The sequence below is a fragment of the Mesorhizobium sp. SEMIA396 genome (genome assembly GCF_024518615.1).
Taxonomy (GTDB): Bacteria; Pseudomonadota; Alphaproteobacteria; order Rhizobiales; family Rhizobiaceae; genus Mesorhizobium.
In genome coordinates this window covers 283,248-305,644 of sequence record NZ_JANIFC010000006.1, presented here as the reverse complement: position 1 = coordinate 305,644, position 22,397 = coordinate 283,248, and the positions used below count along the sequence as shown (strand labels likewise).

At 63.9% G+C, this 22,397-nt stretch carries 22 protein-coding genes and 1 pseudogene; 14 read left to right on the top strand and 9 right to left on the bottom strand.

The genetic code is table 11. The annotated features are described in order from the left end of the window. Window positions 1-58: 58 nt before the first annotated feature. Genes NP503_RS17215 through NP503_RS17205 form a run of 3 tightly spaced genes read right to left on the bottom strand, consistent with a single transcriptional unit; the run spans window position 59 to window position 5,857 of the window. On the bottom strand, window positions 59-3,406 hold the full coding sequence (locus NP503_RS17215) for an error-prone DNA polymerase (protein ID WP_127267294.1): 3,348 nt from the start codon (window positions 3,404-3,406) through the stop codon (window positions 59-61). Further along, window positions 3,403-4,878, bottom strand: coding sequence for a DUF6504 family protein (locus tag NP503_RS17210; protein ID WP_127808653.1), 1,476 nt, complete (start codon window positions 4,876-4,878; stop codon window positions 3,403-3,405). Before NP503_RS17210 ends, NP503_RS17215 begins: the two co-directional genes overlap by 4 nt. Beyond that, a complete protein-coding gene (locus tag NP503_RS17205; protein WP_127267293.1) occupies window positions 4,820-5,857 on the bottom strand; it encodes a hypothetical protein in 1,038 nt (345 codons plus the stop codon). The genes NP503_RS17210 and NP503_RS17205 overlap by 59 nt, the downstream gene beginning before the upstream one ends. A gap of 183 nt (window positions 5,858-6,040) precedes the next feature. Between NP503_RS17205 and NP503_RS17200 the strand changes: the two genes are divergently transcribed. The 3 genes and pseudogenes from NP503_RS17200 to NP503_RS17190 all read left to right on the top strand — a co-directional run. Further along, window positions 6,041-6,463 (top strand): metallopeptidase family protein, encoded by a 423-nt coding sequence (locus NP503_RS17200; protein ID WP_023763026.1) that lies wholly within the window; start codon window positions 6,041-6,043, stop codon window positions 6,461-6,463. A 7-nt stretch (window positions 6,464-6,470) separates the two neighbouring features. Beyond that, window positions 6,471-6,896 carry a hypothetical protein gene (locus NP503_RS17195; RefSeq protein ID WP_127267292.1) on the top strand — a complete coding sequence of 142 codons (426 nt, stop codon included), beginning with the start codon at window positions 6,471-6,473 and terminating at the stop codon, window positions 6,894-6,896. A gap of 53 nt (window positions 6,897-6,949) precedes the next feature. After that, window positions 6,950-7,062: pseudogene (locus NP503_RS17190) on the top strand (metallopeptidase family protein); the annotation flags it as partial. Between the two features lie 115 nt (window positions 7,063-7,177). Here NP503_RS17190 and NP503_RS17185 read toward each other — a convergent pair. The 3 genes from NP503_RS17185 to NP503_RS17175 all read right to left on the bottom strand — a co-directional run bounded on the left by NP503_RS17185 (window position 7,178) and on the right by NP503_RS17175 (window position 8,760). Beyond that, complete coding sequence (locus NP503_RS17185) at window positions 7,178-7,447, bottom strand: GIY-YIG nuclease family protein (RefSeq protein ID WP_127267291.1); 270 nt, start codon at window positions 7,445-7,447, stop codon at window positions 7,178-7,180. Window positions 7,448-7,627: 180 nt separating this feature from the next. Beyond that, window positions 7,628-7,834, bottom strand: coding sequence for a DUF1737 domain-containing protein (locus tag NP503_RS17180; protein WP_127267290.1), 207 nt, complete (start codon window positions 7,832-7,834; stop codon window positions 7,628-7,630). A gap of 50 nt (window positions 7,835-7,884) precedes the next feature. Continuing rightward, entirely contained in the window at window positions 7,885-8,760 is an 876-nt protein-coding gene (locus NP503_RS17175; RefSeq protein WP_127267289.1) for a CoA ester lyase, read from the bottom strand. Between the two features lie 534 nt (window positions 8,761-9,294). On the opposite strand from NP503_RS17175, the gene NP503_RS17170 reads away from it, so the two are divergent. The 4 genes from NP503_RS17170 to NP503_RS17155 are packed head-to-tail and all read left to right on the top strand — an operon-like array spanning window position 9,295 to window position 14,317. Continuing rightward, on the top strand, window positions 9,295-10,833 hold the full coding sequence (locus tag NP503_RS17170; RefSeq protein WP_127267288.1) for a DUF4173 domain-containing protein: 1,539 nt from the start codon (window positions 9,295-9,297) through the stop codon (window positions 10,831-10,833). A gap of 3 nt (window positions 10,834-10,836) precedes the next feature. Further along, complete coding sequence (locus tag NP503_RS17165) at window positions 10,837-11,529, top strand: response regulator transcription factor (protein WP_127271328.1); 693 nt, start codon at window positions 10,837-10,839, stop codon at window positions 11,527-11,529. Continuing rightward, entirely contained in the window at window positions 11,520-13,121 is a 1,602-nt protein-coding gene (locus NP503_RS17160; RefSeq protein ID WP_127271327.1) for a HAMP domain-containing sensor histidine kinase, read from the top strand. Before NP503_RS17165 ends, NP503_RS17160 begins: the two co-directional genes overlap by 10 nt. Window positions 13,122-13,150: 29 nt before the next feature. Continuing rightward, on the top strand, window positions 13,151-14,317 hold the full coding sequence (locus NP503_RS17155) for an FAD-binding oxidoreductase (protein WP_127271325.1): 1,167 nt from the start codon (window positions 13,151-13,153) through the stop codon (window positions 14,315-14,317). Between the two features lie 193 nt (window positions 14,318-14,510). Here NP503_RS17155 and NP503_RS17150 read toward each other — a convergent pair whose 3' ends face one another. Beyond that, window positions 14,511-14,936 carry a GNAT family N-acetyltransferase gene (locus tag NP503_RS17150; RefSeq protein ID WP_127271072.1) on the bottom strand — a complete coding sequence of 142 codons (426 nt, stop codon included), beginning with the start codon at window positions 14,934-14,936 and terminating at the stop codon, window positions 14,511-14,513. Window positions 14,937-15,063: 127 nt separating this feature from the next. On the opposite strand from NP503_RS17150, the gene leuD reads away from it, so the two are divergent. The 6 genes from leuD (at window position 15,064) to NP503_RS17120 (ending at window position 19,333) form a co-directional block, all read left to right on the top strand. Continuing rightward, window positions 15,064-15,669 (top strand): 3-isopropylmalate dehydratase small subunit, encoded by a 606-nt coding sequence (leuD, locus tag NP503_RS17145; RefSeq protein ID WP_023810900.1) that lies wholly within the window; start codon window positions 15,064-15,066, stop codon window positions 15,667-15,669. A 61-nt stretch (window positions 15,670-15,730) separates the two neighbouring features. Beyond that, the gene (locus NP503_RS17140; protein WP_127271323.1) at window positions 15,731-16,660 is read left to right on the top strand and encodes a hypothetical protein; all 930 of its coding nucleotides are present in this window, start codon (window positions 15,731-15,733) and stop codon (window positions 16,658-16,660) included. Between the two features lie 173 nt (window positions 16,661-16,833). Then, window positions 16,834-17,217, top strand: coding sequence for a RidA family protein (locus tag NP503_RS17135; protein WP_127271321.1), 384 nt, complete (start codon window positions 16,834-16,836; stop codon window positions 17,215-17,217). Window positions 17,218-17,230: 13 nt separating this feature from the next. After that, the gene (locus NP503_RS17130; protein WP_127271319.1) at window positions 17,231-17,581 is read left to right on the top strand and encodes a VOC family protein; all 351 of its coding nucleotides are present in this window, start codon (window positions 17,231-17,233) and stop codon (window positions 17,579-17,581) included. 161 nt (window positions 17,582-17,742) lie between these two features. Next, window positions 17,743-18,846, top strand: a complete 1,104-nt coding sequence (leuB, locus tag NP503_RS17125; RefSeq protein WP_127269799.1) for a 3-isopropylmalate dehydrogenase — start codon at window positions 17,743-17,745, stop codon at window positions 18,844-18,846. Between the two features lie 4 nt (window positions 18,847-18,850). Continuing rightward, window positions 18,851-19,333 carry a GNAT family N-acetyltransferase gene (locus tag NP503_RS17120; RefSeq protein ID WP_127269801.1) on the top strand — a complete coding sequence of 161 codons (483 nt, stop codon included), beginning with the start codon at window positions 18,851-18,853 and terminating at the stop codon, window positions 19,331-19,333. On the opposite strand, the gene NP503_RS17115 is transcribed toward NP503_RS17120, so the two are convergent. Next, entirely contained in the window at window positions 19,323-19,985 is a 663-nt protein-coding gene (locus NP503_RS17115; protein ID WP_127269803.1) for a DUF805 domain-containing protein, read from the bottom strand. The two genes, NP503_RS17120 and NP503_RS17115, sit on opposite strands and share 11 nt — an antisense overlap. A gap of 63 nt (window positions 19,986-20,048) precedes the next feature. Next, a complete protein-coding gene (locus tag NP503_RS17110; RefSeq protein ID WP_127271316.1) occupies window positions 20,049-20,762 on the bottom strand; it encodes a DUF805 domain-containing protein in 714 nt (237 codons plus the stop codon). Between the two features lie 530 nt (window positions 20,763-21,292). Between NP503_RS17110 and NP503_RS17105 the strand changes: the two genes are divergently transcribed. Next, window positions 21,293-22,318 (top strand): glycosyltransferase, encoded by a 1,026-nt coding sequence (locus NP503_RS17105; protein ID WP_236382965.1) that lies wholly within the window; start codon window positions 21,293-21,295, stop codon window positions 22,316-22,318. Window positions 22,319-22,397: the final 79 nt, after the last annotated feature.

The window sequence follows — 22,397 nt, the reverse complement described above, 5'->3', positions numbered from 1 at the left end:
CGGGGAGCGCGAAGGATCGCCGACGTCCGCTTTCGTTCCGCCCTTGGCATGGCCTTGCCTACTGAAAATTGCGGCCCTTGGGCATGACCCTTTCCGCTTCTTCCGACAGCGTTGCGAGATCCTGCCGGATCGGCGCGCTTTGTTTGGCGGGGCTGGAGCGATCCGAACCGTCCTTGGCGAGGTCTCTCGGAGGAACCGCTGGTGCGGCCCCGCTGACCTTCTCCAGAAGCACGGTCAGCCAGGGCGTCAGATCCTCGATCCTCTCGGCGACGATGTGGACCACGCCCGATTCCGACTGCAATTTTCCGGTGACCTTGACGAACCGGGCGCCCATGACGATCGGCCGGTAACGGTCGAAGGTCCTTTGCCAGAAGATGACGTTGGCAACCGCCTTGTCGTCCTCCAGCGTCAGGAAGATCGCATTGCCCTTGCCGGGGCGCTGCCGCACCAGCACGAGGCCGGCGACGGAGACGCGCCTGCCGTCGCGCACGGAAGGCAGGTTCGCATTGGGGATGACGCCGGCGCGGTCGAGCCGCTCGCGCAGGAAGGCGACCGGATGCGCCTTCAGCGACAGGCCGAGCGCGCGGTAATCATGGATGACATGCTCGCCGAGCGGCATTTTCGGCAGCTTCGTCTCAGGCTCCAGCTCGCGCAGGCGAAGCGCCGGCTGGTCGAACAGCGGCAGCCTTTCGGCGGCGCTCTTGCCGTCGAGCGCGCGCACCGCCCACAAGGCTTGGCGACGATCAAGGCCGAGCGAACGGAAGGCATCGGCCTGCGCCAGCCGCTCGATGTCGCCGACATCGAGGCCGGAGCGCAGCCAGACATCCCTGACGGATACGTAGCCTGAGCCGCGCTGTTCGACGAAGGCCGCCATGCGCTCCTTCGACAGGCCCTTGATCTGGCGGAAGCCGAGCCGCACGGCATGCTTCGTCTCGATGACGCCGCGCATCTCGGCATGGCGTGGGAGGATGCGGGCCGGATCGAACGGCGCCTTTTCCAGCGTGCAATCCCACACCGAAAAATTGACGTCGACATCGCGAATGTCGACGCCATGGTCGCTTGCGTCGCGCACCAGCTGGGCCGGCTGGTAAAACCCCATCGGCTGCGAATTCAGGATCGCGGCGCAGAACACGTCGGGATAGAAGGTCTTGAACCAGCAGGAGGCGTAGACGAGCAGGGCGAAGGAAGCGGCATGGCTTTCGGGAAAGCCATATTCGCCAAAGCCCTCGATCTGCTTGAAACAGCGCTCGGCGAAGTCCTTCGTGTAGCCCTTGCCGACCATGCCATTGATCATACGGTCGCGGTAATTGCCGATGGTGCCGGTGCGCTTGAAGGTGGCCATGGCGCGGCGCAGTTCATCGGCCTCGCCCGGTTTGAAACCGCCGGCGACGATGGCGATATTCATCGCCTGCTCCTGGAACAGCGGCACACCTAGTGTCTTGCTGAGGATCGCCTCCAGCTCCGGTTTTTGATACTCGGGTTTTTCCTTGCCCTGCCGGCGGCGCAGATAGGGGTGGACCATGTCGCCCTGGATCGGGCCCGGCCGCACGATCGCCACCTCGATGACAAGGTCATAAAAGGTTTTCGGCTCAAGGCGCGGCAGCATCGACATCTGCGCCCGCGATTCAATCTGAAAGACGCCCAATGTGTCGGCACGGCAGATCATATCGTAGACCCGGGCGTCTTCTGCCGGCAGGGTGGCCAGCACATAAGGTCGGCCGTATTTGTCTCGCGCCTTTGGATAGTGGTCAGTAAGCAAGGTGAAGGCGCGCTGGAGGCAGGTCAGCATGCCGAGCGCCAGCACGTCGACTTTCAGGATCTTCACCGCGTCGAGATCGTCCTTGTCCCATTCGACCATCTTGCGCTCGTCCATCGCCGTCTTGACGATGGGCACGATCTCGTCGAGCCGGTCCCTGGTTATGACGAAGCCGCCGACATGCTGCGACAGATGGCGGGGGAAGCCCATGATCTCATTGGCACGCTCCATCACGTGCCTCGACACCGGATCGGTGCGGTCGAGGCCGCCGGCGCGGGCTTCCTTCTCGCCAAGCTCCGATGTCGACCAACCCCAGATCGAGCCGGAAAGCGATGCCCTGACATCCTCGGACAGGCCCATCGCCTTCGACACTTCGCGCAGCGCCGAACGGCCGCGATAGCTGATGACGGCGGCCGCAAGTGCCGTGCGCTTGCCGCTGTATTTCTCGTAGATGTACTGGATTACGGTTTCGCGCTTTTCGTGCTCGAAATCGACGTCGATATCCGGCGGCTCGTTTCTCTCCTCGGAAATGAAGCGCTCGAAGAGCGAATCGATTTTTTCCGGTCCTACTTCGGTGATGCCGATGCAGAAGCAGACGACCGAATTGGCGGCCGATCCACGTCCCTGGCAGAGAATATCCTTGTTGCGCGCGAACTTGACGATGTCGTAGACAGTCAGGAAATAGCGGGCATAGTTGAGGCGTTCGATCAAAGCGAGCTCTTCCTCGATGCGCCTGGTCACCGAATCCGGCACACCCGCCGGATAGCGGTTGGCCGCTCCCTCCCGCGCCAGCCGCTCCAGTTCAGCCTGTGGGCCAAGACCCGATTCCGTCGGCTCGTCCGGATAATTGTACTGAAGGTCGCTCAACGAAAAGGTCAGTTCTTCCGCAAACCGCAGCGTCTCGGCCAGCGCTTGCGGATGCCTGCGGAACAGGCGCGCCATCTCCATTGGCGGCTTCAGATGACGCTCGGCATTGGCGCTGAGTTGCAGCCCGACCTCGGCGACGGGCGTGTTGAGGCGGATCGCGGTCAGCACGTCCTGCAGCGGGCGCCGTTCGGCCGTGTGGTAGAGAACGTCGTTGGTCGCCATCAGCGGAATACCGACGCTCTCGGCAAGCGCCGCGGCCTGCTCGATGCGGAAACGGTCATTGCCGGCGTAGTCGGGCGAAACGCCAAGCCGCAGGTACCTGCCGAAGCGGCCTTTGAGGTCTCCAAGCAGGGGAAGACTATCTTCCGCGCCCGCCGACAGACCGGGCAGGACCGCCAGCGACATCAGGTCACCCCATTCGAGGAGGTCGCCGCGCTGGAGAAGGGTGGCGCCTTTTTCGTTCTCGTCGCGCAGATTGGCTTGGGTAAGCATGCGGCACAGATGTCCCCAGCCCTTGCGGTCCTGGGGATAGGCGAGGATGTCCGGCGTGCCGTCGCCGAAAACCAGCCGGCAGCCGGGGTGATAGGAGAGCTTTTCGACCTTGGCCTGCTGCCAGGCGCGCACCACGCCGGCCACCGTGTTGCGGTCGGCAAGCCCGATCGCGGAGAAGCCCAGGAGCTTGGCCGCGACCACCAGCTCCTCCGGCTTGGAGGCGCCGCGCAGGAAGGAGAAATTCGACTGGATGCCGAATTCGGCATAGGGGATGACGGTCAGCGCGTTCATGCGAAGACACCATGCATGAACCAGCGCGGCGGTACCTGCGTGTTGCCGTAAAGACCTTGCCGGTAGAGCCAATAGCGGCGGCCATCGGCATCCTCGATGCGGAAATAGTCGCGCGTCGATGCCGCCTCGTCGCTTGGCGCTTCCCGCCACCATTCGGCGGCGATGCGTTCCGGCCCTTCGGCGCGCGTGACCCGGTAGAGCGCGCGCCGCCAGCGGAAGTGCAGCGGTGGTCCTTCCGGCATTTCAGTGGCCGGCACATCGATGGGTTCGGGCGAGCGGAACAGCCGGATTGGCCGTTCCGGCGGAAAAATGGTTTGTGGCGCCTGCAGCCTGCCGGGCTTTTTCGGCGGCGTGGTCCGGCGCGGCGCTTCGGTGAAGGGGATCGTGGCGACAGCACGCTCCGGCAGATGGCTCTCGACCGCGACCGGCCGGAGAACCGCGCCCTCGCCGAGCCGGGCGCGGATGCGGTCGGCGAACAGCGCGATATCGGCGCCATCGTCGATCGTTTCACCAGTCAGATCAGCCTGCTGCATGTCGAAGGTGGCTGCCGCCAACACCGAGAGCCGCACCAGATCGAAACCATAGCCGGCATCGATATCCTGCTCGAGCGCGGCCAGCCTCTCATGGAACAGTTTCTGGATCAGCATGGGTTCGCGCATCGGCCGCGAGGTGCCGATGGCGATGCGGCTGACGGCGCCGTCGACGCGAAAGAGCAGCAGCGCCAGTGTCCTGGCACCCTCGCCGCGGCGTTCGAGATCGGTTTTCAAGGTCGCCGCCAGCATGCCCACCAGCCGTTCGATGTCCTCGGTCAGGGTGACGGGTTCGGCGAGGTGGCGTTCGACCGAAAGCGGCGCGACGGGAAGGCGCGGCGACACCGCTTCGTCGAGACGGCCAAGCGCCTGGTCGAGGCGCAGGAGCAGCAAGGCGCCAAAGCGGCGGGCGAGCGGCGCGCGCGGTGCCGCCATGACGGCGCCCGCCGTGCGCAGGCCGACGCTTTCCAGGCTGGTGCGGGTCGCCGGCTCGATGCGCAGTGCGGCCAGCGGCAGGGGTGCCAGCAGCGCTTCCTCCTCGCCTGACACAATGATGCGGTCACTGCAAAAGCGTGCCGCCGCCCAGGCCGCGCCAGGCGTCGCGGCAAGCCCGGCTCGGACATCGAAACCCTGATGGAAGAAGCGCGACAGGATCTCGTCCAGCATGGCGCGTTCGCCGCCGAACAGATGGGTGCAGCCGGTGACGTCGAGAAACAGACCGTCCGCGCCATCCAGCGCCACCAGCGGGGTGTAGCGGTCGCACCAGTCGGCAAGGCCTTCGAGCAGACGGCGGTCGGCTTCCGGATCGGCCTCGACGATGTCGATCGACGGATGCATGGCGCGCGCATCGGCAATGCCCATGTCGCGCTTCAGGTGCAGCGCCTCAGCCCGCTCGTCGAGGGCCGAGATGCGCTGCGCGTTGCGGTCGCGATGGCTGATCACGAGCGGCGGGTGAGAGAGGTGATCCGACGGCCGGGAACGCCAGGACCGCCCCAGACGCTGGCGCAGGATCCTTTCCGCCGCCAGATAGGGAAACCACAGGGACAGGATTCTTTGTCCGGTCTCTTCCCTCGCTCCTTTTTTCGTCGCCCCATCTTTCGTCGAATGCGCGTTCATCGGGGTTCCACTCCAGTGTGAATTGTCCAGGCAGGGCTGTGCGGCTCTTGCCGATGGTGAGGGCGAAGGCCGGGCGGCCGATCGAGCCGGCCAGCGGCCCGGCGATGGTGTCGCGCGGCACCGCCGGCGCCGAGGCGACGATGAGGCGGACAGGGGCGGCCGTCGGTTCGGGTTCGGCCGCCTGCCGCAGCAGGAACACCGGCCGGCCGGCCGCTTGCGCCCTTGCATGCAGCCGGCGTGTCGCGGTCAGGTCCAGCCGCTGCGGATTGCCGCGGATTTCCAGGATGACCGCGGCGAGCGCTGTCATCCGGGCCGCCTCCTCGGCGACCCACAGCGCATCGACAAGCCTTGGCGCCTCGGAAAACAGCAATTGCTCCGGCTCGATGCCGAACGAGGCGTGAAGCCCCCTTGCATAGGGAAAGCCGGCCTCGCGGAAAATCTCCGATGTGCCGATCCACAGCACCGGCAGCCCCGGCGTTTGCTTGAGGATCAGACTGGTGAGCGACAAAGCGAAGCCGGCGACGGCCCCGGCATCGCGGGTTTGCGTGCCATGGATTTCACTCAGGGCGGCCTTCGGCAGGCCGCCGCTCAGGGCGGCGTCGAGGCGCTCGACACCGATAGGCAGAAACGCATCCGGCAACGCCGCGGCAATGCCACGCCGGACGATTGTGAGATCGGTGTTGGCGTCGGCGTGAAGGGGCGCGGCGGCCGGCGCGGCCAAGCGCTCGGGCAGCGTTCCCTCGATTTTCGCGATCTGGCGGCGCAGGGCAAAAACAGTCTCCCGCGCCACGGCGGTCATCGCCATGACGGTCAGCTTCCACTCACAATTGTTCCTGTTATGTTCCCTATAGATTCCAGAGGGGGACCCAGGAGTCAAGCAGAGTCATGGGGAATTTATTCCTCTCGGCAGGGATGGCGCAGGCGCATCGGCCCGTTCATTTGCCGATTCCGGTGCGAAAGCCTATATGCCGGGATCAAAGGACAAAGCATGGCCCGCATCTACAAGACCCGCACCTGGCACGACGAACTCTCGCCCTCGATGGACGAAATGGAGTTCCTGGCGCTGGAGGCGTATGCGCATCTGCCGGAGGATTTTCGCAAGCTGACCGGCGAGATCGTCATCCAGATCGCCGAGTTCCCGACCGACGAGATCATGGACGACCTGTCGCTGGAAACGCCCTTCGACCTGCTCGGCCTGTTCGAGGGACGCGGCATCGCCGAGCGCTGGAACCCGCAGACCGGCGAAGGCCCGAACCGCATCACGCTCTACCGCCGCGCCATCCTCGATTACTGGTCCGAAAACGAAGAAACGCTGGGCGACATCGTCACCCACGTGCTGATCCACGAGATCGGCCACCATTTCGGCCTGTCGGACGATGATATGGAGAAGATCGAAGAGGCGGCCGAGTAGCACTCAGATGACGGAAGCAGAATTTGCCGACCTGATCGATTGCAATTGGCCGTACCACGACATTTCACAAAGCCGGGAACTGATCGCAACCGCCATCGGGATTTCGCCGAATGCCGCTTTCCTCGCACTTAGTGAGCTTTGCCATCTGCCCGCAAGTGCTGCCATCGAACCGGCCACTCTCGTTGCCCTGGTCGATTTCTGGCTATCCGAATTCGACCACCCGATGGCACCTATGACAGCGGAATGCGCGATCTCCATGATTGAACGCAAGCGGTTGCCGGTTCCTGAAATCCTTACGAGAATGGATTCCGTCTCCGGCTATCCCGGTCTCCTTGCAGCGCTATCGATCCTCTATTTCGGCTGCGATGACGTCGAGGGCCGCGCAGACGCACGGTTCAACGAAATCAGAGCCGCCTGGGAAAATCTGGCGTAGCTGGTTACTGATCGACCAAGCGCTGTATTCGGCCCTCATTCCTGACCGTCGATATCCTTGACTACTGGTCCGAGAACGAAGAGACGCTGGGCGACATCCACGAGATCGGTCACCATTCGGCCTGTCGGACGATGATATGGAGAAGTTCGAAGAAGCGGCCGAGTAGCCCCACACCTTCGTCATCCTAGGGCGGAGCAAGGAGCGAAGCGACGCGGCGCAGACCCTAGGATCCATGCCGTGACGGCGATGCTATGCTCCGGCGGTGCAAGAAACCCGAGCGGCTACCAGCCGGTTCCACGAAAGAGCTCGAACCACTCCGGATTGGCCGTTTCGATCAGCTCGATCTTCCATTGTCGAGGCCAGCGCTTCAATGACTTCTCGCGCTGGATGGCATCGGTAATGTCGAAATATTCCTCGTACCACACCAGCCGCTGTACGCTGTAGCGACTCGTGAAGCGCGAGCCCTGGCCGGCCTTGTGCTCAGGCATTCGACGGCCGAGATCGTTGGTGACGCCGATATAGATGGTGCCGCGGTTCTGACTCGCGGTCATATAGACGTAGCCGGTCGTGGTTTCAGGGTAGCGAGCGTTGATGCGCGCACAAGCGCCATTTTGATCCGCCGCATTCTACGGCCAATGTCACGGCATGGATCCTAGGGTCTGCGCCGCGTCGCTTCGCTCCTTGCTCCGCCCTAGGATGACGAAGAAAGAGAGAGTCCTCAGCGCTGTCCCCTACCAGTCACTCAGCTTGGTATCGGGCCCGTATTCCTGGCCGTCGACATCCTTGACCACGGCCTGGCCGCAACGCATCGTCTTGGCCTTCTTGTCGTAGGCATAGGTCGGCGAGCCGAACAGGTGCCAGCCCTTGTTCAGCGCCGCCGTCACCTTGTGGCAGAAGCTGGCATCGTCCGGGCCGGACAGAAAGCGGTAGAGTTTCATTGTTCAGTCCTGTCGTGAGTAGCCATAGCCCGCTCGCATCCATCGAGCATTTATGCCCCGATGGCGGCTGCCTTCGCCAGCAGTTTTTCGGCCTGCGCCAAGTGCAGGCGCTCGACCATCCTGCCGTTCAGCGCGATCACGCCCTTGCCGGCATTCTCGGCGAGCGCGAAGGCTTCCTTCACCGAGCGCGCCTCGGCCACGGCTTCCGCGGACGGTGCGAAGGCACGGTTGGCGGCTTCGATCTGGGCCGGGTGGATGAGGCTCTTGCCGTCGAACCCCATGGCCGCGGCTTCCGCGCATTCATGGGTGAAAGCGCCGAGGTTGCGAAAATCGTTGGAGACCCCGTCGAGCATGTCGATGCCGCCGGCGCGCGCGGCCAGCACCATCTGCATCAGCCATGGCACGAGGTAGCGTCGGTCAGGCGTTGCCAGAATGCCGGTCTCCTTGACCAGGTCATTCGTTCCGGCAACGAAACAACTGAGCCGCGAGGCCGGGTCACGGCCAAGCTCGGCGATGGCGCCGATGTTGAGCAGCGCCTTGGGCGTCTCGATCATCGCCCACAGTTTCACGCTATCGGGGACAAAATTGTCGTCGAGCACATCGCCGGCCTCGAGCAGGTCGCGCGGCGTGTCGACCTTGGGCAACAGGATGCCGTCGGGCTCGCAGCCTGCGGCAGCCAGCAGGTCGTCGGCGCCCCATTCGGTTGCCAGAGCATTGATGCGCACGATCATCTCGCAGCGTTCGTTGGGGCGGTTGGCGAAAATGCCGGCCAGTTTTTCGCGAGCGGCGATCTTGTCGGCCGGGGCTACGGCATCCTCGAGGTCGATGATGATGGCGTCGCAGGCAAGCTGCGCGATCTTGGCCAGGGCCTTGTCGTTGGAGGCCGGGATGTAGAGCACGGAGCGGCGCGGGCGGTAGGTTTCCATGGGTGATCTATGCCGCGTGCGGGCAGGTGAGGCAAGCGCGCAGGGCTGTGCCTGAGGCGAGCCATCGCGAAAGCTGGTGCTGCCCCTCACTGTCCTGCCGGACATCTCTCCCCGTAAACGGGGCGAGAGGAGATGGCGGCAACGCCGGCGCCTTTCTTGCGACGCTGGAGATTGGCGAAACCGGCGACAAGAGCGTCCCTCGCCCCGTTTACGGGGAGAGGATGCCGGCAGGCAGGTGAGGGGCAGCGCCGACGTTAGAAAGATGGCGAATTCGACCTCAACAATTGCCTGCACGAAAACTGCACAGGCCTGCGGAAAACCTCCTCCGATCCGCCTCACCCTTTCCCCGCCGGCCTGACAAACAGACGGCATGCAAAACCGAGCAAAACCCCGATGGTCCCTGCCTTACCGGCTGCGCCGCGAAGACTGGTGGCTGGCCGATGCGCCGCGCGTGTGTCCCGTCGCAATCCTCATTCCCTTTGTCCGCAACAGCCCGCCGGCAACCCGGCGGGACGCCATCAGGAAAGCCCGATCATGACAGCGTTGCTCTCCGCCGCGCCGAGCTATTGCAGCCGCTTCGGTGTCGCCATCCTGCTGGCGGCACTTGCGGATTTCCTGTTCTACGGCCAGCCCGCCGGGATCACGGTTTTCCTGTTCGCCCTGCTGATTGCCGCCGCGGTTGTCGCCGTGCATCCGGCGGCTTTCAGCGACGGTCGGGTCTGGCTCAAGCCCATCGCCTCGCTTGTCGCGCTGCTGCCGCTGGCTGAAAACGTCAGCACCCTGTCGGTTTCGATCGCGCTGGCGGCGCTGACCGTCTTTGCCCTTTCGCTGAGCGGGCGGCTGCGGCACAGCATCGCCCGTATTGCCGGGCAGATCGTGCTGTTCGGGCTGGCGGCGCCGTTCCGCTTCGCCAATGATTTCATCCGCTGGCGCAGGACGGCGCGGCGGTTCGGCCGGCGGCGCATCCGGCTGGCGGCGATCGCTGTCTGGGTGATGCCGCTGACGCTGGGCGCGGTCTTCCTGGCGCTGTTCGGCGCCGCCAATCCGGTGATCGACTACTGGCTGTCGCTGATCGACCTCGTGAGGCTGCTCGATCTTATCCAGCTGGCGCGGATTGCCTTCTGGCTGTTCGTGCTCGCTGCTGTCTGGGCTTTTCTGCGGCCGCGCCTGCCGCGCCCGGTTCGCCGCAACCGGCGCGCGGCGCCCGCCGTCAGCGCTCAAGCCGACAAAACCGTCACCACCATCGAAGATATCCTGTTCGGCAAGGCCGCCATCCTGCGCGCCCTGATCGTCTTCAACATCCTGTTTGCGCTGCAGACGGCGCTCGACGCCACCTATCTGTGGGGCGGGGCGGCCCTTCCCGACGGGCTGAGCTACGCGGCCTACGCGCATCGTGGCGCCTATCCCCTGATCGTCACGGCGCTGCTTGCCGCCGGCTTCGTGCTGGCAGCGCTGCGGCCAGGCAGCGAGACCTCGGCCGATCCGCTCATCCGCCGGCTGGTCTACGCCTGGGTGGCGCAAAACATCATGCTGGTGGTCTCGTCGATCCTGCGGCTCGACCTCTATATCGGCATCTATGCATTGACCTATTGGCGCGTCGCTGCCTTTGTCTGGATGGGGCTGGTGGCAGCAGGCCTTGCCCTGATCATCGCTCGCATCGCGCTTAGAAAATCCAACGAATGGCTGCTGTCCGCCAATCTTCTGACGTTATCTCTGACGCTTTATGCCGGCTGTTTCATCAATTTCGCAGCAACGATCGCCAACTACAATGTCGACCATTCCCTCGAAATGACCGGCCAGGGCATTCCCCTAGACGCCTGGTATCTTCACTCGCTCGGTCCAGGCGCGTTTCCCGCACTCGATCGCTTCCTCGAGCAACAGGGCAAGACGGCGGCGGCCGGCACTGTCCGCGAACTGGCTGGCGTGCGCGGCAGCGATGAAATCTGGTATCGAACTATCCAGCAGAACTGGCGGGCCTGGAGCTTTCGCGACTGGCGGCTGCTTCGATATCTCGACACCAAGGGGCCGTTCGTGATTCCCTCCGCTATCGAACCTTCCATGCCGGGCCGCTGATCCATGCCGCATCACATCCTCGTCGCCGACGATGACCCGCACATCCGCGAGGTGATCTGCTTTGCGCTGGAAAAGGCCGGCATGAAAACGACAGGCGTGGCCGACGGTGCCGCCGCCCTGCAGGCGATCGGCCGCCGGGCGCCGGATCTTGTCGTGCTCGACATCGGCATGCCGGAGATGGACGGGCTGGAGGTCTGCCGGCGACTGCGGCACACATCCGATGTGCCGGTGCTGTTCCTGTCCGCGCGCGACGAGGAGATCGATCGCATCCTTGGGCTCGAAATGGGCGGCGACGACTATGTGACGAAACCATTCAGCCCGCGCGAGTTGGTCGCCCGCGTCAACGTCATCCTGCGGCGCGCCCGCCCGGCGGCGGCCGAACCGGTCGACAACAGGCAGTTTTCGCATGGCAAACTGGCTCTGGCGCCGGCCAGTCACGCTGCCAGCTTCGACGGCAAGGCGCTTGCCCTGACGGGGATCGAATTCTCGATCCTGAAGGGATTCCTGGCGCGGCCCGCGCATGTGCTCGACCGCGACGCGGTGATGGCCAGCGCCTATGCCGCAAACATCCATGTCGCCGGCCGCACCGTCGACAGCCATATCCGCAACATCCGCGCCAAGCTGGCAGCAGTGGGTTGCCTGGATGCCATCGAGACCGTGCATGGCGTCGGCTTCCGGCTTGGCCGATGCGGCTGACGACTTCCGGCAAATGGATCGGCCGCAAGTGGCGGCCACGGCTTGCCACGGTCGTCGTCGCCATCCTGATCATGGTGATGGCCCTGCCATTGGTCGGCTTGTTCTTCTTCCGCCTCTACGAGAACCAGCTGATCCGCCAGACCGAAGCGGAGCTGATCGCGCAAGGGGCGGCCATCGCCGCCATCTATGCGCAGGATGTGCGCGACGCCGGCATTGCGGCGGACAAGCTCGGTGCGCCGATGCCGGGGCCAGGCGGGGATTCAAGCCGAAGCGTCAATCCGGGCCCGCTGTACAAGCCGATCGAGCCGCAACTCGATCTCGCCTCCGACTATGTGCTGCCGACCCGGCCGGCGGCGATCGCTGCCACCGCCGATCCTGCCTTCGCGGCGATCGGTGCGCGCCTGTCCGGTATTCTCGACGCCACGCAGAAAACCACGCTGGCCGGCTTCCGGCTGCTCGATCCCCGGGGCGTCGTCATTGCCGGGCGCGGCGAGGTCGGCCAGTCGCTCAGTGCGGCCGAAGAGGTGCGCACAGCACTTGCCGGCAGCTATGCCAGCGCGCTCAGGCTGCGCATCCGCGACCAGCCGGCGCCGCCGCTCTATTCGGTCAGCCGCGGCACCAAGGTGCGTGTCTTCGCCGCTTTGCCGGTGGCCGTCGACGGCAAGGTCGCCGGCGTCGTCTATGTGTCGCGGACGCCCAACAACATCATCAAGCATCTCTATGGCGAACGCGGCAAGGTGACGTTGGCGGCGATTGCCATTCTCGGCGGCACGCTGCTCATCGGCCTCATCTTCCTGCGCACCGTCAGCCGGCCGATCTATGCGCTGATCGACCGCACCGAGCGCATCGCCGCCGGCGACCGCGCGGCGATCAGGCCGCTCGACCATCACGGCACGCGAGAGATGGCGGAGCTTTCCGCCGCCTTCCTCGACATGGCCGAAAAACTGCAGGCGCGTTCCGACAGCATCCAGACGTTCGCCACCCATGTCTCGCACGAACTCAAATCGCCGCTGACAGCGATCCAGGGCGCAGCCGAATTGCTGCGCGATTCCGGTGGCGCGATGGACGATACGGAGCGGCGGCGTTTCTCCAACAATATCGTCACCGATGCGGGACGGCTCAATCTGCTGGTTCGCCGCCTGCTTGACATGGCGCGCGCCGAAAACCTGGCGCCGAGCGGCGAAAGCACATCGATCGGTGCGGCGCTGGCGCTGCTTCCCGTAGACAACAGGCTGGCGGTTAGCATCGGGGCCGGCGGCGACATCAGATTGCACATATCGGCCGAGAACGCGGCTATCGTGCTGGCCAATCTCATCGACAATTCGGCCAGGCACGGCGCGACACAGGTTTCTGTCTCCGCTACGAGCGCCGACGGCAAGGCGAGCCTCCTGGTCAGTGACGACGGCGCCGGTATTTCGCCGAGCAACCGGGCGCGCATTTTCGAGCCGTTTTTCACCACGCGGCGCGAACAGGGCGGCACCGGCATGGGGCTCGGCATCGTGCTGGCCCTCCTGAAAGCGCATGATGGTATGATCGCGCTGGTTGACAGCGAACGCGGCACGCGCTTCGAGATCATTCTGCCGGTGGCGTGAAGGACACCATCGGCCGGATCGGAGAGAACATGCGCTACGACATCGTCATCATCGGCGGAGCCATCGTCGGCTCCTCGGTCGCCTATTACCTGCGTGAGCAAGGGTTTTCCGGCACGATCGCGCTGGTCGAGCGTGATCCGCAATTCGCGCATGCGGCAACGACGCTGTCCATGGCCTCGATCCGCCAGCAATTCTCGATCCCGGAAAACATCCGCCTGTCGCAGTTCACGCTGAAACTGTTTCGGCGGCTGAAGGAAGAGTTCGGGGACGACGCCGATATCGGCTTTCGCGAGGGCGGCTACCTCATCCTTGCCGGCGAGGACGGCTTGCCGATCCTCAAGAGCAATCACGAGGCGCAGATCGCGGAGGGCGCCGACATCGTGCTGGAGGATGCCGCCCAGCTTACGCGCCGGTTCCCGTGGCTGTCGACCGAGGGCATTTCAGCCGGCGCCTATGGCCGCACCGGCGAAGGCTGGTTCGACGCGCATGCGATGCTGACGCTGTTCCGCAAGGCGCTGCGGCAGAAGAAAGTCGATTTCATCGCCGCCGATGTCACCGGCATCGCGCGCGATGGCAACCGCGTCACCGGAGTGAGCCTCGGCAATGGCGAGACGCTGGAGGCTGGCATCGTCGTCAACGCCGCCGGCCCGAACGCCGGCAAGGTGGCTGCCATGGCCGGGCTTGAGCTGCCGGTCGAGCCGCGCAAGCGCAATGTCTTCGTCTTCGAGGCGCGCGAGAAATATGCCGACATGCCGCTGCTGGTCGATCCCTCCGGCATCTATGTCCGTCCGGAAGGCTCGGTCTACCTCACCGGCGGCGCCGAACCGGAGGAAGGCGACCGCGCACCCGACCCCGGCGACTTCGAGGTAAACTGGCCGCTGTTCGAAGAGGTGATCTGGCCGGTGCTGGCGACCCGCATTCCCGCCTTCGAGGCGATCAAGCCGACCCGCGCCTGGGCCGGCCACTACGACTACAACACGCTCGACCAGAACGCGGTGATCGGTCCGCATCCCGAAGTCGGCAATTTCATCTTCGCCAACGGATTCTCCGGCCACGGCCTGCAGCAGGCGCCGGCGGTCGGCAAGGCGCTGGCCGAACTGATCGTTCATGGCGGCTATCGCACGGTGGATTGTTCGGCGTTTGGCTATGGTCGAGTCGCGGAAGGGCGGGCGTTCCGGGAATTGAACGTGATTTGAGCGTTGGCGTTTCCTTCTCCCCCTGTGGGAGAAGGTGTCGCCGAAGGCGACGGATGAGGGGTGTTCCAGGGAACGCCAACGCCTCACTCCGCTGGAACACCCCTCATCCGTCTCGGCGCTGCGCGCCGATCCACCTTCTCCCACAGGGGGAGAAGGCAAGGCGCGCTTCTCTCGTTCCCCAACCAGAGAGATCTCAGCCCTTGCGGTCGAACCAGAATGCATCCGCCATGCGCTTCATGCCGATACGTTCGTAGAAGCCGACGGCGTCGGGCATGGAGATCAGGCTGATGGCGACCGACGGTCCAAGCTGCCGGCGCGCCTCGTCCATCAGGCCCTTGCCGATGCCGAGCCCCTGTGCCGATCGGGAAACGGCGAGTTCGGAGATGTAGCAGACCCAGGAGAAGTCGGTGATGCCTCTGATCACGCCGACCAGCGGCTTGCCTTCGACGTCGAGACGCGCGGTCAGCACCAGATTGGCGCCCGACAGCATCGCCCGCAGGCGTGCTTCATCATCGACCGGCCGTGTCTCGCCGAGGCCGGATTCGACCAGCACACGCCGGAATTCGGCGATGTCGAGCGCGGGTTCACGCGCATAGAGGACGTGTGCGTTTTCTGCCATGGCCGCCAGACTGCACCATCGGGCTGGCTTGTGCCACTGTGCACGAACAGTTGCCTTTTATTTGCTGCCGGCTTTGTGTAAACCGTGCCTCAGCAATCCCCCCGCAACGAAAACACGGGCAAAAGCCATGGAAAAGTTCACCAAGCTCACCGGCGTCGCCGCTCCGATGCCGATCGTCAATGTCGACACCGACATGATCATCCCGAAGGATTACCTCAAGACGATCAAGCGCACCGGGCTCGGCACCGGCCTGTTCGCCGAAATGCGCTACAAGGATGACGGCTCGGAAAATCCGGATTTCGTGCTCAACAAGCCGGCCTACCGCAAGGCGCAGATCCTGGTTGCCGGCGACAATTTCGGCTGCGGTTCCAGCCGCGAGCACGCACCATGGGCGCTGCTCGACTTCGGCATTCGCTGCGTCATCTCGACCTCGTTCGCCGACATTTTCTACAACAACTGCTTCAAGAACGGCATTTTGCCGATCACCGTCAGCCCCGAGGATCTCGAGAAGCTGATGGATGACGCCTCGCGCGGTTCCAATGCCACAGTGTCGGTCGACCTCGAAGCCAAGGAAATCCGCGGTCCCGACGGCGGTGTCGTCACCTTCGACCTCGACGACTTCAAGCGGCACTGCCTGCTCAACGGTCTCGACGACATCGGCCTGACCATGGAGAAGGCCGGCGCCATCGCGTCGTTCGAGAAGCGGAACGCCGAACAGCGCCCCTGGGCCTGAGTCGCAGGATCTGACCCGGCCGCCACAGGCCGGGTTCGTGGCGGCGAACGGAGGGACAGTCATGACACGTTTGCTTCTTGCCGGCGTTTGCGGGCTGGCCTTGTTGCTAGGGCAAACCGTGAGCGCGTTCGCGCAGACACAGGCACCCGCCACCCAGCCGGCCCCGGCGACGGACCAGCCGTCCGCCGATCAGGGGACGAACGCCGCCGACGCTGCCGATGACGACAAGCAGGCGCCCGTCCCTTTCGAAGGCGGCACGCTGACCATCACCCAGAAGGAACAGTATGGCGAGAAGGTGCTTGCCTATGACGGCCAGCAGCTGGCCAGCAATTATGACGTCTTCTTCGACAAAATAGTCGAGGTCGGCGGCGTCAAGGTGGCGCTGTTCGATGTGGGCGACGGCGGCAATCAATGCGGGCCGGCGACGGTGATCGTCTGGAAACCGGAAGGCGGCACCATCCAGAGCACGACAGTCGAGCAGGACCAGTGCGGCGCACCGCCCTCGGCGGTGTCCGACAACGCCATCTATTTCGTGCCCTATCTGCTGCCGGGGGATGAGAAGCCGGCTTTGCAATGGTCGCCGACCGATGGGCTGACGATTTCGGGCAATCTGACCTACATGCCGGAACCCGGCACGGACTGGAAAGACATCGATCCGGAAAAGTACCAGAACATCATCGACGCCTTCCACAACGAGGCCGTCTACAAGGAAGCGAAAAAGCTTCTCGGCAAGGACATGCCCGACATGGCAACCAGCCTGCTGGTCGGCGGCGGCACGGAAAAGACCGCTTCGGGCACCTTCTACGCCAGCGGCTGCGTGCCGCATGATTGCGGCGGCAATGACGGCTTCATGGCGGTCGACCCGGCCCAGCACAGGCTCTATTTTGCGCGCCGCGGCGACAAGGGCCAGCCGCAGGCGTGGCCTGATGTGGCGACATGGCCGGTCGATGTGAAGGCGGCGTTGGACAAGGCGCTGGGGTCGGCGAACTAAGTATTTTGCGCGACGGCAGCCGCACCGTCGTCGTGCTGCGGAAAAGAATTGTCCGCCGCGATCCTTCACACCCCCGCTGGCATCGAAGGTTTGCACCGCCAATCCAACCATGTTGGCCCATGGTCGGACAGGCGTCTTCCCTGCAAAATGGCCACCAAATCCTGCGAGGCCCCATGCGCACACTCATCTCCACCGGTTCGCCCTTCGAAAAGACCGCCGGCTATTCGCGTGCAGTGGTGCAGGGCGACTGGTGTTTCGTGTCCGGTACGACCGGCTACGACTATGCGACGATGACGATGCCGGAGACGGTGGAGGCGCAGACGCGCAATTGCCTGGCGACGATCGGCAAGGCGCTTCAGGACGGCGGCTTCGAGATGGCCGACGTGGTGCGGGCGCATTACTACATCACTGACCAGGCCTTCGTGGACGTGGTCTTCCCGATCCTCGGCGAGACGTTCGGCGACATCAGGCCGGCGGCGACGATGATCGTCTGCCAGCTCAACAGATCGGAAATGAAGATCGAGATCGAGGTGACGGCGCTGCGGCGCACGGCTTGAAAGGCGACCGACGATGAAAGTCCGGCGCATCGTTGCCAATATCGAGACATCGGATGCCACTGCGGCCAAGCGTTTCTATCAGGATGTCCTCGGCCTCGATGTGCTTATGGACCTTGGCTGGATCGCCACCTACGGCTCGCAAGCAAAGATGGATGTCCAGGTCAGTTTCATGGCGCAAGGCGGCTCCGAAACGCCGGTGCCGGATCTTTCGATCGAGGTCGATGATGTCGATGCGGCGCTCGATGCCATGAAAGCGGCGGGCTTCGCCATCGAATACGGACCGGCCGACGAGCCCTGGGGCGTGCGCCGCTTCTATGTCCGCGATCCGTTCGGCCGGCTGGTCAACATTCTCTCGCATCGGTGAAGGCAAGGCGCTGCAATTTGCGGGAGGCTGGCGGGGCAGAGGGGAGCGCGAAGGATCGCAAACGAACGAGGTTGTTCTTGATCGCTGCGTTACTCCTTGCGCACAACCGGCTTGGCGTTTAGCAAGGCCGCGGTTCAAATTCTTTCCAGGACGGTTCCTCCATGGCAACGAAGCATCTTTTCCTGCTCCCCGGTGACGGCATCGGTCCCGAGGCCATGGCCGAGGTCAAGAAACTGATCGCGGTCATGAACGACAAGCTCGGCAGCGGTTTTGCCACCGATGAGGGGCTGGTCGGCGGCTGCGCCTATGACGCGCATGGCGCGGCGATCTCCGATGCCGACATGGAAAAGGCGATGGCGGCCGACGCGGTGCTGTTCGGCGCCGTCGGCGGTCCCAAATGGGATGCGGTGCCCTACGAGGTGCGCCCTGAGGCCGGCCTGCTGCGCCTGCGCAAGGACATGGAGCTGTTTGCCAACCTTCGCCCGGCCATCTGCTATCCGGCGCTGGCGGCGTCCTCCTCGCTCAAGCAGGAGGTGGTCGAAGGCCTCGACATATTGATCGTGCGCGAGCTGACCGGCGGCGTCTATTTCGGCGAGCCCAAGCAGATCATCGATCTCGGCAACGGCCAGAAGCGCGGCATCGACACGCAGGTCTACGACACGTTCGAGATCGAGCGCATTTCGGGCGTCGCTTTCGAACTGGCACGCACGCGCAAGAACCGTGTCACTTCGATGGAAAAGCGCAATGTGATGAAGTCGGGCGTGTTGTGGAACGAGGTCGTCACCCAGACCCACAAGGCGCGCTATTCCGACGTCAAGCTCGACCACATGCTGGCCGATGCCGGCGGCATGCAGCTGGTGCGCTGGCCAAAACAGTTCGACGTCATTGTCACCGACAATCTGTTCGGCGACATGCTGTCCGACATTGCCGCCATGCTGACCGGCTCGATCGGCATGCTGCCGTCGGCCTCGCTCGGCGCGCCTGACGTGAAGACCAAGAAGCGCAAGGCGCTTTACGAGCCGGTGCACGGTTCAGCCCCCGACATAGCCGGCAAGGGCATCGCCAACCCGATCGCCATGATCGCTTCCTTCGCCATGTGCCTGCGCTATTCCTTCGGCATGGTCGATGAAGCCGACCGTGTCGAAAGCGCGATCGCCGCCGTGCTCGACGAAGGCCTGCGGACGAAAGACATCATGTCCGATGGCATGACCGAGGTCGGTACGGTTCAGATGGGCGACGCGATCATCGCCAAATTCCTGGGCTGATTCCGTGACGGTCGACGTCCGCTGGGCGACGATCGAGGACGCGACGGCACTCGCGGCCATATTGTGCGAGATGGCGGAGCATTACCGGCAGCCGCCTCTCGATGCTGACCGGGCCCTGTCTGCTGCACGCAAATGGCTTGGCGAGGAAAGCCCGGCCTATCCGCATTTCGCGCTCGCCTTCGTCGACGGCGAAGTCAGCGGCCTGGCGTCGGTGGCGATCGCGCATCCCGGTATCGATCTCGAGCGGCTGCTGTTCCTCAAGGATCTGTTCGTATGCGAGAAGGTTCGCAACGCCGGCGTCGGCCGGGCGCTGATCGGCTTTCTCGCCGATCATTGCCTGCGCGAAGGCATCGGCCGCATCGACCTGACCACCGAGGACTGGAACGAGGGCGCGCTGCGCTTCTACGACCGGCTTGGCGCCGAGCGCCACGGCCAGAAGGTCTTTCTCAGGCTTTCAGGCGAAGCGCTGAAGGCGGCTAGATCCTGACGCCTGCCGGCACCGGTCCCCAAGGGTTTTCGCCCACCTGGGACGGCAGAAGTCCGAAGACCAGCAAGGCAATGCTGCCAATGGGAGTTATGAAGCCCAGAAGTGCAAACCAGCCGCTCAGACCCGCGTCATGCACACGCCGCACGACGAGCGCAATCGACGGCAGGATCAATCCCGAAAAGAAAAGAAGGAAGGGTATGAGCCCTATGGCCCTCATCGGCGTCCTGTCCGCATTGGTTTTGAAGCCATTGAACGCCAGGTCAACGAGTATTCCGAAGCCTAGAAGCGCCAATATCCCGAGGGTGTAGAATAGCCAGAAGGCCCAGAATTCCTTGCGGCGGGCGCGACCTTTGAAATTGCTATAGTCCGCAATTATCGCGCGCCAGAAGTAAGCCCACAGACCCATGGAATAGGCGGGCCTGCTCTCGGCCGAACGGCGTGGCTGGCCCGTGCTTGGCGATGGCGCTGTCGGGGTGACGGCGACTATATCGTGCGCCGTACCGTCCTCCGGTTGAAACTCGACAAGGGTGCCCCTGGCGAGGGTCACTTCATGGCTCACATCGTCACGGGCAAAGATATAACGCTTGCTGTCGATTCCGTCGATGTAGCCGTAGTCCTGATCCTGATCGTAGTGGAATATCGTGCCACGCATGTTTCTCCCCCGCGTTGCGCAAATACTACCCAGGGTTGTTTGTGATTGCAATACACGTGGCGGCTAAATCCTGACACCCGCCGGCACCGGCCCCCACTGGTTTTCCCGGGCCTGCGTCGGGATCAGCGCGAAGACCAGGATGATCAGGCTGCCGATGGTCGGGATCAGGATCAGCAGGCAGAGCCAGCCTGACAGGCCGATGTCGTGCAGCCGGCGCACGATCATGCCGAGGCTGGGAAGAATTGTCGCCAGCAGGAACGTGCCGCACAACCCGACCGTTATCGCGCCCGAAATATCACTGTCGAAACCGCCCATATCCATATCGGTGTACAGGCCGATGCCGCCGATGATCAGCAGGCAAACCGTCCAGAACAGGCAGTAGCCCCAATATTCCTTGCGGCGGGCGCGTCCGGCGAAATTGAAATAGTTCTGCGTCACGCCGCTCCAGAAATAGCCCCAGAGATCGCCGGGCTCGGCTATCTCGGAAGATCGACCGAAATGCTGCGCAGCGGGCGGGACCACTGCGGACGGAACGCTGGCCTGGGCCGGTGCGGCTTTGACGCTGGGATTGGCGGCGGAGGGAGCGGCAGTCGGAGCGGTGATCGAAAAAACGTCGCGCGCCTGGCCGCCACCCGGCTGGAACTCGACGGCCGCGCCCTTCCGCATAGCAGTTTCCCGGCGCAGGTTCTCGCGGGTGAAGGTGTAACGGTTGCCGTCGGCCCCGGATATGAAGCCGAAGCCCTGGATCTCGTCATAGTGAAGTACTTCGCCGCGCATTTGCCACCCCCGCTCGCCACGTCCCGGCCGAAGGTGGCACAGGGCCGGGCCGATGGGCAAGACGGCCAGCATGGCTACCGTCTTCGCGGCAAATGAAGCATAAGGCATCGAGTGCAACCGCCTTCGACAGAAGCAGAACATGACAGTCGAGAGTCCTGACAGTAAAACCGTGATTGAAGATGGAGGGGAAAGAAGACCTCCCAGGCTGGCCATCGACGCCACCGGCCTGACGTTCTGGCCGTCCGGCCAGGGACTTGTCGGCATCCCGCGGGTGGAAAGCTTTCTCGTCAGCGCAGCCCTGGCCGATCCCGACCCTAGCGTGGAGGTGGTGGCGTTCCGACCGTGGGAAGGCCGGTTTCGCCCCCTCGCTCCTTTCGAGCAGGACCATGTCGCGACGGGCGAGATTTCACCCTGGCGCCTCAAACGATGGCCTGGGAGACGTACGGCGATGTCGCAGGCCCTCGAAGCGGTGAGGCAGCAGCCATGGGGCAAGCGCGACGCCGACCGCCATCTCGCCAAGACGGTGACCCATGGCCGCAAAGGGATTGCCTATTCAGGCGACGAGGTTGCTGATCAGGGCCTATCGTCTGTACCAGCGGGCGCGGATCCGGTCGGCCCCGCGTCAGGTTCCAAGCCAACCGAACGAGACCGAACGCGGCTTTGTCCTGATCAGCCATCACATTCTGACCGGTGACGATCGAGCCGCCCTTTCCGGGCGCGCCGGTGGCCTTGCGTTTCTTTGCCACGACCTCATCCCGACACTGCGCCCCGACATGGTTGGTATGAGCCCTGGCGAGGCTCGCTACGGGTCATATCTCGAGCACCTCGTGCGTTCCGGCGCGCCGGCATTTTGTGCATCCGACGAAGTTGGTGCGACGCTGACCGACCATATGCAACAGGCAGGCGTCACACAGCCGGTGGTATACCGGTTTCCGATGCCTTCCATCCTGTACGAGACGGCTTCGCGCATCGGCCAGACTTCGCGCATCGAGGCCGACGAGCCGTTCGTGCTCTATTGCTCGACCATCGAGGTGCGCAAGAACCACATCCTGCTGGCACGGATATGGCAGCAGGCGCTCGACGAGGGCGTCAAGCTGCCGCGGCTCGTCTGCGCCGGGCGCTGGGGCTGGATGATCGATCCGCTGCGCGCCTATCTCAAGGCCCATCCGAGATTGCTTGAGCGGGTTACGTTCACCGGAGCGATCAGCGATGAGGAGCTCATCCGATATTATCGCAGCGCTTCCTTCGGCGTCTTTCCCTCGCATATCGAGGGCTGGGGCTATGGCGCCTCGGAATGTCTCGATTTTGGCATTCCGGTCATCGTCTCGACCGCGCCGTCGCTGATCGAGGCGAGCGGCGGGCTGATGCCGGCGATCGATTCCAATGACCAGGCCAGCTGGTACGCTGCGATCCGCAGGATGGCGGAAGACGCGGACTGGCGCTCATCGCTGACGGAACGCATCGCAAAGCAGCATCGCCCGACGCCGGCATCGGCCAGCTGGGCTGCCATCAAGGCTGGCCTGCAGGCAAGCGCTTCCCTCCGGCCGAAGTCCTAGAGCAATTCTAGGAAAAGTGTGAAGCCGTTTTCCCTTGGGAATTGCGTCAAAACAAAGAGTTAGAGCAGATCGCCGTTTC